This is a genomic window from Candidatus Aegiribacteria sp. (assembly GCA_021108435.1).
Lineage (GTDB): Bacteria > Fermentibacterota > Fermentibacteria > Fermentibacterales > JCC-6 > Aegiribacteria.
Genome location: JAIOQY010000126.1, coordinates 18,891 through 29,185 on the forward strand (window position 1 = coordinate 18,891; position 10,295 = coordinate 29,185).

At 45.0% G+C, this 10,295-nt stretch carries 8 protein-coding genes; 4 read left to right on the forward strand and 4 right to left on the reverse strand.

Going from position 1 to position 10,295, the window contains the following annotated elements:
- Position 1: 1 nt before the first annotated feature.
- The 3 genes from K8R76_07165 to K8R76_07175 are packed head-to-tail and all read left to right on the forward strand — an operon-like array spanning position 2 to position 2,327.
- Positions 2 to 868 (forward strand): class I mannose-6-phosphate isomerase, encoded by an 867-nt coding sequence (locus tag K8R76_07165; GenBank protein MCD4847953.1) that lies wholly within the window; start codon positions 2 to 4, stop codon positions 866 to 868.
- The gene (locus K8R76_07170) at positions 868 to 1,896 is read left to right on the forward strand and encodes a mannose-1-phosphate guanylyltransferase (protein ID MCD4847954.1); all 1,029 of its coding nucleotides are present in this window, start codon (positions 868 to 870) and stop codon (positions 1,894 to 1,896) included. The genes K8R76_07165 and K8R76_07170 overlap by 1 nt, the downstream gene beginning before the upstream one ends.
- Before the next feature lie 59 nt (positions 1,897 to 1,955).
- Positions 1,956 to 2,327 (forward strand): VOC family protein, encoded by a 372-nt coding sequence (locus K8R76_07175; protein ID MCD4847955.1) that lies wholly within the window; start codon positions 1,956 to 1,958, stop codon positions 2,325 to 2,327.
- 229 nt (positions 2,328 to 2,556) lie between these two features.
- Here the strand turns inward: K8R76_07175 and K8R76_07180 are convergent, their stop codons facing one another.
- Positions 2,557 to 3,024 (reverse strand): L,D-transpeptidase, encoded by a 468-nt coding sequence (locus tag K8R76_07180; protein ID MCD4847956.1) that lies wholly within the window; start codon positions 3,022 to 3,024, stop codon positions 2,557 to 2,559.
- Between the two features lie 139 nt (positions 3,025 to 3,163).
- On the opposite strand from K8R76_07180, the gene K8R76_07185 reads away from it, so the two are divergent.
- Positions 3,164 to 4,462: a tetratricopeptide repeat protein gene (locus K8R76_07185; GenBank protein ID MCD4847957.1), complete on the forward strand. Its 1,299-nt coding sequence runs from the start codon at positions 3,164 to 3,166 to the stop codon at positions 4,460 to 4,462.
- A 122-nt stretch (positions 4,463 to 4,584) separates the two neighbouring features.
- Here the strand turns inward: K8R76_07185 and K8R76_07190 are convergent, their stop codons facing one another.
- From K8R76_07190 to K8R76_07200, 3 genes are all read right to left on the reverse strand, one after another.
- On the reverse strand, positions 4,585 to 7,494 hold the full coding sequence (locus tag K8R76_07190) for an FG-GAP-like repeat-containing protein (GenBank protein ID MCD4847958.1): 2,910 nt from the start codon (positions 7,492 to 7,494) through the stop codon (positions 4,585 to 4,587).
- A 357-nt stretch (positions 7,495 to 7,851) separates the two neighbouring features.
- The gene (locus tag K8R76_07195) at positions 7,852 to 8,697 is read right to left on the reverse strand and encodes a hypothetical protein (GenBank protein ID MCD4847959.1); all 846 of its coding nucleotides are present in this window, start codon (positions 8,695 to 8,697) and stop codon (positions 7,852 to 7,854) included.
- A 1-nt stretch (position 8,698) separates the two neighbouring features.
- A complete protein-coding gene (locus tag K8R76_07200) occupies positions 8,699 to 10,030 on the reverse strand; it encodes a PQQ-like beta-propeller repeat protein (GenBank protein MCD4847960.1) in 1,332 nt (443 codons plus the stop codon).
- Between the last annotated feature and the right edge of the window lie 265 nt (positions 10,031 to 10,295).

The following is a 10,295-nucleotide window of genomic DNA, read 5'->3' on the forward strand; positions in this document are numbered from 1 at the left end:
GGTGCTCTATCTTTCGAAACCCAGATATCTCAGGAGAATATGGGGCAGCCTTCAGAAAGAAGGATCTGAAACCCCCGTTGGTGAGATATGGTGGCTTTTTCAAGAGAAGGACTGCTCTTCATCTCTTACAGATCCGATTTCCGGTACTGAAGCAACAGTAGATTCTCTCGTATCATCGGGGAATCTCCCTGGGAAGACTGTATACCCGATCCTTCTGAAAACACTTCATACGGCAGACCGTCTATCAGTTCAGGTTCATCCCGGTATGGATGAAGACAGTCTGTTCAAGGAGGAAACCTGGATAGTCCTGCAGGCCGAAACCGGCGCATGGATGATGGGCGGAATAAATAGTGACAGGCACTGTTTTCTGGAATTCATCCGGCTGGGAAGAGCGGAGGAAGTGCTGAACAGGATTTGTCTGGAAACCGGTGATATTTATCATATCCCTCCGGGAACCGTTCACTCACTCGGCCCCGGTCTGGAGATTCTAGAGGTTCAGAGCAACTGTAATGTCACATACAGACTTTACGACTGGGAACGAACAGGAAATAATGGAGAATCTCGTCAGCTTCATCTGAAAATGGGGATCGAGGCAATTGACTGGGGTTCAGGCGGCAGGCCTGTTCCAGCCGGAAAACATGGAGCTATTGACATGTATGCGCTTAATAACTGTAACTACAGCATTAGAAATTGTATTGGCCAATTAGAAGTAGATCCTCCACCTGGAGGCCTCTTTTTTCTGGCGACCGGCAATCTTTACATCCAGAATATTGAAATTCATTCCCCTGTCTGCCTGATCGCGGATATGAATGGAGGAATGTTCAGACTGAACGGTTCAGGGTATATCGTGGAACCCGGGGGGAAATAATGAAAGCATCATTATACGGAGTAATTATGGCAGGTGGCAGAGGTACAAGGTTCTGGCCGCTGTCCACCAGAAAAATGCCGAAGCAGTTTCTGAAGCTTACCGGTGAAAAATCAATGCTCCAGGAAACAGCTATCAGATTCAAGGGAATTTGCGATCCCGAGCGGATTATGGTTGTTACCGGGATAGATCACAGGGAAACAGTGCTCGAACAGCTTCCATGCATGGACCAGAAGAACCTTCTGCTTGAACCAACAGGCAGGAACACGGCAGCATGCATAGGCTGGGTTGCCAGGACCCTTTTCAACAGGGGAGAGGGTTCTGCTATCATGGCTGTCGTTCCTTCAGATCATGTTGTTGATAATCCTGAAGGCTTCAGAGAAACTCTCTCCATCGCAATCGGGCCTGCCATGGACGGAATGCTGGTTACAGTAGGTATTCCTCCGGACCATCCCTCCACAGGATATGGATATCTTGAGCAGGGGGAGGAGATCGGAAGAGATGTTTACAGAGTTTCTGCTTTCAGGGAGAAGCCTGATCTGGATACCGCAAAGGAATATGTTGCAGGCAATAAATTCTTCTGGAACGCCGGGATGTTCGTCTGGAGAGCGGATACAATCCTTAAAGAGATTTCCCTGCACCTTCCCGAACTTGCAGAGGGGCTTGAGAAGCTTGATTCCGACACGTTACCGCAACCGTCCCGTTACAATTCACTCCCCTCTATTTCCATCGATTACGGTGTTATGGAGAAAGCTGAAAATGTTGCCATGGTTCCGGCCAGATTTGGATGGAACGATATAGGTGACTGGCCAACCGCCCGAAAATGTAATGTGGCAAGAGGTGAAGTGATATCAGTAGACAGTGAAAACACAACCGTATGGAATGAGGGGAAGCTCACTGTCCTCATGGGTTTGAAGAACGTTTCAGTTGTGGAAACCGATTCGGTGACCCTGGTAATGAGCGACGAATATTCCCAGAAACTCAAGGATGTAGTGGCCAGGCTGGAAAAGGAGAAACCCGACCTGATCTGAAACTCCCCTCATTAACCACTTGCCACCTCTTCTATATTATCTGCTTGAAAGGATAAGATATGTCCAAGATTGCTGTAAAAGGACTGCAAGTTTTAAGTGCATATGTTTCGGATCTGGACCGATCAGTCAAATTCTACACTGAGATTCTTGGGTTTAGACAGATCGGCGAAGTACTTCCAGGATTGACACTGCGCTCAGGCGACCTCACATTATATTTGGAGCCTGGACGGCAATCTAAGGTAGCAGAATCTGGAAATTACGCTGAGTTCAGCCCGTGTTTTGAAACGGAAAGCGTAAAGGCTACATACGAAATTTTGAAGAATCTCGGAGTATCGATTTGTGAGGATTATCAGGAGTATTCACCTGAATTCGCAATGTTCAAGATCTCGGATCCAGATGGTAATGTGATCGAATTCGCAGGAAACCCGTAGAGCATATAACAACCAGATTCAACAGAACTGCAGCTATGTTCTTCTAAAGTCATGTCATTGCAGTCTGCTGATTTAGATCGTTCTCACAGCCTCTGTTGAAATTGTAGAACAAATAACGATTCCCAGAACATCATCAAAGGATATAAGCTGATTATATTGGCATTCTAAACCGAAGATCTGTTATTTCACTATCTATATTTTGATTAGAAGATCTGATCCTGGGCAGGAGTTAAACTCTTCTGGGGCTTTCTGCCTGAATTCTCACAGTTGAGCCGACCTTGAGCCAGTAGTAGGTCCAGCTTGCTGTTATCTGACCCATCCTCACGCACCCATGCGACCGTTTTGTTCCGAGTGTATTGGTTCCGCTCCTGAAGGTTTGATGAAGCCCGATCTGACCAGAAGGATGTATGCACAGCCAGTATGGCATTCTTATGCCGTATGAACTGGAAACAGGTGCACGTCTTCTATATAACACTTCAAAAGTACCTGTAGGAGTATCGTATCCTGCCCTGCCTGTAGATACCAGAGCAAGATTCGATTCCCTTCCATTTTCAAGAAAAACTATGGTTTGATGGTCTATTAGTATTACAGCTTCCCTTGTAACGGTATCATCAATAGGCACTGTAGTAAATGATGGACCACCTGAAATCGCCAGTAAACTGAAAAACGTTCGAAACAATTCTATTATGGAGACCAAATGCAATTCCTCTCGATGCTAGTAAACTGAATGCTGCGTATATTGATGTCAATATTGACTTCCAGAGATTGTATTGTCAGATTTAACAATCGCATTTTTAAGTATGATAACTGAAAAACATCTGAAATGGAGGCTCCCATTGAGTAAATGGATAAGTAATCGACACGTAATCGTTACAATGATTGCACTTCTTATGACAATTGCAGCCTGTTCGTCACCGGTTGTAACCGGCATGAAGGTTCACATGCAGAATCAGGAATATGAAGACATTATTCATCTTGCTGACAGTGTTATTGCCAAAGGTGACTCGCTCAACGCTGAAATATGGTTCTGGAGAGGTCGGGCACAGGTGAGCATGAACCGGTGGCTTAATGCCTCGGAATCATTCGAGAAAACCTGGGAACTTGATACTGAAGGCAAACTTGATATTTCAGAGTACTGGTTTACTTTCTTCAACGCTGCAGCTTACGTTATGAACGAAGGAGACATTGATTCAGCAGTTGAACTTCTGCAAACAGGTGCTGAAATCATTCCTGAAAGACCTGATTTTGATCTTATGATGGGTGACATCAATCTCAATGTATACGGTGACCATGCTGCTGCGCTTGAGTCTTTCCAGACCGCTTCCCAGAAAGCACTGGCTCTTATTCCAGTCCTGGAACATGAGATTTCAGAAACGTCCGATCCATATATGGCCAATTTCTATTCTCAGAATCTCGACCAGATTATAACCACATGTATACAGGCTCTATACAATTCTGGAAGTGTCCTCAGCATTATATCCCTGAATGCTCCTGAAGAAGATGTCCCTGGTCTTCTTGAGCAGGCAAAGGCTGAATATCTCAAAGCAATCGAAATTGATCCGACTAATGTTGATATACTTGAAGCGATAGCTGATACATATATGCTTGAAGGTGATTACGAATCCGCAATTGGCATTTTCGATGAAGCTTTCATTCAGATTGAGCTGGGTGTATCAGAAGGCTGGCTTGATCCTGAAGAGGCCAGCGAACTCAAGGCAAATATGATGATCTCTAAAGGATACGCTTATATCGAAATGGAAAATTTCGATCAGGCTATCAACGAGCTTAACGCTGCTCAGGATCTTATTGGAAATGATTTCATAGTTCTTTCTACACTTGCTCATGCTCATTTCGTTATGGAGAATTATGACGAAGCTCTATCGATGCTTGATTCTGCGATAATGATAGAGGGTCTGTCGAATGATGCATTGGGAAACGCTTACTATACCAAGTTCGCCTGCTACAGCAGGAAAGAAATGGATGATGAAGCTGCGGAAGCCCTTGAAACAGCGCTCGAATTCGATCCTGATAATGCCCGTTACTGGGAACTTCTGGCCAGCACCTACAGTAGACTCGGCCGGAGAAATGACGCCATTAATGCGATGCAGAAAGCACAGGATCTTGGCGTAGAATAGCCTTATGTAGCGTGTTCATAATTGAATAGAAAAAGCCCCCGCTCCTTTTAAGAAGTGGGGGCTTCAACAAAACCAAGTTACCACTTTTATAAGAAGTGGTTTACAAATGCTTATTGTTTACGCTACTCCCTCCTCACGACAAAACTCCCGGTGCTGACCTCAGAACCGATGCTGCAATGAAGAAGGTATACTCCATTGGGTACAGGTGTTCTATCATCTGTATAACCGTCCCAGTGAAGAATACTCCCCGATTCACACTGACCGCTCCAGATCATGCGGCCGGAAACATCAAATATCTTCACCAGAGCTTCTTCAGAATATTCAACTACAGGTATGGTGAACATCCAGCCTGCGTCTTCAACACTGCGGGTAATCTCAACGGATGAGGATGTTTTCTCAGATTCCCGTTCTCCGTAAACGCTGACCTCTGAAAGACCGGAAGCTCCACGTATCCTGACATAGCGGATACTCTCTGAACTGTTCGGTGATTCAGCCGCAAATAGATAGAACTCCCTATCAGAACCGGCGACTTCGATTATCAGAGAAAACTCATCTTCATGGACAGTCTCATCTGTTCGAACGGATTCAACTCTCCGTGCGCTTGTATCAAGAGAAGTGTCTGATATTCTCTCGGGAATGACTGATGTTACAGTACATTCCTCACCAAGATCGATTACAATCGCATCTGCTCCCGGAGATGGTTCATAGCAGACTTCTACTGAACCATCAGTCAGACAGCCAGGATTGCCGATTGAAGGAAGTGCATCAAGCGCTGCGGTTGGTATTGTTTCAAACGTTCTCTCACTAATCGATGTTCTATCATTATGAGATAACTCGTCTGTTGTTCGAGGTTCTATTCTATCACTGAACTCTTCAATCACAGAACAGCCAAGGGAGATAACTCCTGAAGGGCTGGTGGAAAACTGGATGATATTGCTGTAAGCGGACTCGTTAGTTCCATCCAGAGCAACTACCGCATAGAATACCTGTGAATTCATGGGACTGGTAGAAAAGATGTCAGTATATGAACTGTCTCCTGCTTGGACTTTCTGAATTGGTCTGAACCTAAGAGACGATGAGAACCTTCTCATTATCATATATGCTATCACATCCGTGGGCTCCTCAGGACTGGATGAGCATGGATCATTCACCGAAAGATCCCACTCAAGATCAACTTCACAACCGGTTCCGGTATACGTTATCTCACCGCTGAGATTGGTGGGCGGTTCAGGTATCGTATTATCTGCATTGTAGAACCCGCTATGCCAGCTGTCATGCTGGAACTGGCGCCACGGCATCATTGCTGGGAATGAACCCGCACCCAGATCGTAGCAGTAAAGTACAGGATCGCTGTCATCGGCAAATATCATCTCAAGACCATCATCGTCATCGATGTTGCCAAGGGCTACCTGACCGTAAACTCCATTCCCGCAGGCTACAGGATAGCCGCTGCAGATAGTGCCGTCAAATTTGATGGCGTACAGTGAATCACTGGCCGTTCCGACTACTATCTCAAGCTTGAAATCTCCATCGATGTCCGCTATGGATGGACCTCTTGAAGGATTACTGCCAACTGTCACCGGAAATCCTACCAGTGGCAGATAATCAGCACCAGACCAGCACTCAACCGTTCCTCCATTAACGGATGCAACCACATCAGGACATCCATCGCTGTTAATATCACTAATGGCTACGGGGCCCATTACCCAGCCGCCTACATTCCAGGTATGCTCCACTGCACCGGTATTACCGTTGAGTACTAAAACCTTCTTTGTATAAGAACCTCCACAAGTACCCACTATAATTTCGTTTACACCATCATTATCAATATCTGCTACCGCTGGGGAAGCGTAGAAATGGCAATTGAAGTAAGTCTCCCAGATTATATCACCATTATCAGGATCCAGAAGATAAATTCCACTGTTATAATTCCTCTGGTCAGTAAGATCACATGCATAACCGAAATCATCGGAAGTACATACTACTATTTCAAGACCGGAATGATTAGATGAAACATCCCCGATCGCAGGAGTGCTTGCTACTGATTCACCTCCAGGGTAATCAAGATTCACACTCCAGGTAGCATCCCATCCAGTATGCTCAAACAGAAACACCGTATGCTCACTTGGAGTTGTATCGGAAAGACAGCGACAGATAACCACTTCCGGATGCCCATCATTATCAACGTCCCCAATTGCAGGAGATGTGTGAGTGGGGTAGTAACCCTGAGAAGGAAAACCCAGTGTAACAGGCCAGCCGGAAATACTGCTGCCTGTAGCAACATCCCAGGCATTACACCCATTCTCCTTCACAGCAAGAATATCGTTGTCTCCGTCTCCATCAAGATCAACTATTGATGGCGTTGAGTATACATTGGCAACACCCCAGATTCCGGACTCTCTCGGCCAATGGCCGTTAATTGTATTGCCACTGTCCGAAAGAGCATGAACCCAGCCATCCGTACTCTGAATAACCACATCAAGATCTCCGTCATCATCAAGATCACCAAGTACAGGTGATCCATAGACTTTGGCACTGAGTGTTACCGGCCAGCCGGGCTGGGAGCCCATAACCGAAAAACTGTGATGGATGTCGTTGTAACGACCATCAGAAATGGTAACTGATGGATCAGTCAGATCATTGGCATCCTGATCCTGTGCTTGTATGCTGAGTGTCATTCTCCCGAAAGTACAGCCGGTAAGATCATTAAAAACACCATGCCAGGTGTCTTTGTACTCAGGTTCCTCAGGACAGTTCGTCCAGCTCCAGTTCAATCCAGCGTCAGATGCCGTAATATCGTTGTATGGTGATAAAACTCCAGCCGTAACGGTAACGGATGTTGTATCCATCGGCTCCGAGAAAACAACCATTACATCAAGAGTCTGATCCGGAAGAACTGCAAGATCAACAGGATTGTGCCAATCAGGTTCCAATCCGTCCGCTGTCCAGAAAGCCTGCCAGATCGTTCTGCCTTCGCAGGTTATTACAACCTCCTCAACTACAGGGGAAAAGTTGTGAAGCTCTATATCCAACGAAACAGGATTAGTAACAGTAGTATCCCACGCGTAACTCGTTACATCTATCCTGTAGGGGCCATCAGGAAAAGCTGCAAGAACTGGATTGGTTGTCGTTCCTGAAAACTGATTGTCTGAATCTGTCTGCCAGCAGTTCTCATCGATATTGTTGATGCCGTTCCAGGCCTCAGCATCTCCGCAGTTGGTGAGGCAGGAAATGTAGGTTCCTTCTGATGAATAGAACAGCTGCCACGCGAAATATGGAAAATAGAAACGCCGGAACTCCTTCCAGTGTTCAGGAGCAGCTCCTATTTCTCCATCAAAATCGATGACATATCTAGTAAATACTGATTCCCATGAATCGGAAACAGCATTTCACCCCAGTAGAGACCACAGTATCTTCTGGGGTATACCCGAATCGTTAACGGAGGAACCCTGCGGGTATCCTTTTGCATTGCATCCATAGAAAATATCAATTGCATTTGAAAGCTCACTTCGATCCAATGTATCAGCTCTGACCAGTCCTGGATTACCTCCAGGAGATAGACTGTCTGGTGGATCGTAGAATACCGTCCATGAATCACTTCCGTAAATGGCATCCCGCTGAGGAAGGAAGAAAACAGCAGGAGTTGATGTGAGTATCTCCCACGTATAGTTATTGACACCAGAAGGGATTGAATCCAGATAATCAAGTGGATTATCTATACCTACATTGCCGTTAGTGAATGTGTGCTGATCAGTTCGGAAGAAATGAAGATGCATTTCAGGGATCGAATCTGACATGGTGCCGAGAAGATCGCCATATGTGCATATGTCAACGCCCACTTGTACTGAATCCAAACTCAAGGGAACGCCATCATCTCCCTGCAAATGACCATAGTGCCAGCCATAGGTGGAATCCTCCGCAAAGATCTGGCAAAACCATTCGGTCTCTGTAGTATCTGTTGGTCTGCAATCTTCGAAAATCCCGGTTTGCACAGCTCTGATGTTTTCAGTGCCTGCAGCAGCGAAAGATATATCGATGGCATTGTGGAAATTGTATAGATTATAGGTTGAATCAACATATACCCAGAACAGACTCTGATCAAAATTGCCATAAGTACTGGTTACCGGGAAAATGCTCTCCCAGCCCGTGGCTCCATCACCCAAAGGCCAGGGAATAGCGAATACAGGCGATAGAAGAACACAGCAAAGTGCAATGGACAATGATACCGCCTTCATCCTACTCACCTGCCTTGATTATCCTGGATACAGATACTGATGAGTCAGAGTAGTCTGTTCTTGGAGGATAATTCCCCGAAATGACAAAATAATCGTTTGGCGATACATCCATACTGCTATTGATATGATCAACTGCCAGTACTTGACCTTGATTATCAAATAAGGCCAGAAACCAGTCTTCTGTTGGAGCATCTTGTTGACGGATTACTGCTATGAGATATTCAGCGTTGTTGGAACCTTTCAGATATCTAATTTCCGAATATTCAAGGGTAGCGGCTGATATCCTGCTATCATTCCATAATTCCTCTCCAGTAGAAATATGGATAGCATGAGATTCATTAATTTTCCCGTGAATGAAAACTGTTCCACCATCTGGTGAGAAAGTTACTCTCGTTCCTGTTGGCTCCTCTAACCTCCAGACTTCCTGCCCTGTTTCCATATCGAAAACCTGTAGCAGCAAATTCAGTCTGTCTTCTGCACTGGATGCATGCGAAACCACAGCACAGTATCTATCATCGGGCGAGATAACGGGTGTTGGGTTACCAATAGGGGGCATCTTCAGTTCAGTCTCCCAGACCACTTCTCCCGATCTATTCAAAAGGATTGCTCTGGGGGGGATATCATCATCTCCCCATGGATCATCTGAACCATGAGCTGCAAGTATCACATATTCACCGGACTGACTTACTCCGCATCTGCCATAATCCATCTCTATAGAAGATACAAAATAATTTTTGTCTGAATAAAGTAATACAAGATGATACTGTCCATGTATTCTGCACAATGAACTAGTGAATAGAGAACCATCTCTTGATCCTCTAAAGCCAAGAGCGGTAATACTATATTGACCAATTTCATTTCCATATGAATCAACTAGAGAACCAGGTTCACCATGTAAATGTCCCCCACCTTCAACAGGATATGATAAAGACTGGTCTCCTATTGGTGAAATCATAAACGATTCTCTCCAGTAACCTTCTGAAGGTTTTATCCATGCAGCTTCCACATGTATTGGATTACCTTCTCTATCGTAGAACAGATGGAGATCCTGTGCTATCGCTGCCCTCACTCTGCAATCCAGCCAGTATCTGTCTTCTTCGGGAATACTTTCATCATTAAGTATCTCTTCAAGCCAGGGCATGGGATAGCCATCGGTTAAGGCAGCTTCAAGTTCTTCCGGGGTTTCAGCATGGAAAAGCTCAATTACTTCCACTTCCGATGAAACCGAAGCTTCTTCAGCTCTTTCCGCAAGAGATTCGATAATATCATAAACACCTGACGCTGTTACCTGTGTTGCTGCAATGACCACGAGTATCATCAGTAAATATTTCATTTTTTCTCCTGTCATAATCTAGGATTTTCATTGACTTTGAAAGAACTTCGGTGGAGGACGGATGGGAGGGTAATGTAGAGCTACCCCCCCCCCCAGTTATAATAAACAGTGCTTTCTATGTTCTGAATCTCATTGAATCGATTTGATTCTTTTATGTCAGACAGGTTGAATTGATTTGTATTATACACAGATATGGAAGTTATTATTTTAATCTGTTTCTGATTGAATCGTGAATACAAATCATATAATCTCATTGGAAGATTAT